Annotated in this window: 1 protein-coding gene; it reads right to left on the bottom strand. The window is 37.9% G+C overall.

Annotated elements, in window-relative coordinates:
- On the bottom strand, positions 1-314 hold a 314-nt coding region (locus tag AC1DWA_RS33370), incomplete at its 3' end, for a CE1 family esterase (protein WP_477917766.1).
- Positions 315-462 lie beyond the last annotated feature (148 nt).

The raw sequence follows: 462 nt of genomic DNA, 5'->3' as shown, positions 1-462 counted from the left end.
GTATCAAACCAGTTCCAACACTTATTTGAATTAGCAGAAGAGGGTTGTTCTGGATAAAGAACAAGAAACTTCTCTGTCTCCGCCAGTTCATTCATTTGTGTTCCTGCTGCAAATTGATCAGGGTCTTGAGTACAGCCATGCAGCATAACTACTAGAGGTAAGGCAGCACCTCCCTGATAACTGCTAGGTACGTACAGTTTGTATGTCCTTCCGTTATATGTTTTAGAGGTAAAACTTCCTGCGGCTGAAGAAGATACAGCACCTAAAGATAAAAAAAGTATAAAAATCATCCCTGCTATAAATAATCGTTTCATCTTCCTGCTTCCTCCTTATATTGATATGGTTATACTTAGCAGCAAACGTACATATCGGTATGGTATGGAAATGAATAAGAGTTACTAGTAAGATGATAGCAAGGTTTTATGTAACAAAATTTATATTAACTGCACGATTTGCCTACGG

This window comes from Rhodococcus sp. P4_F3_2, from assembly GCF_056401335.1.
The sequence above is the reverse complement of the archived record's forward strand: the minus strand, read 5'-3'. Positions and strand labels throughout refer to the sequence as shown.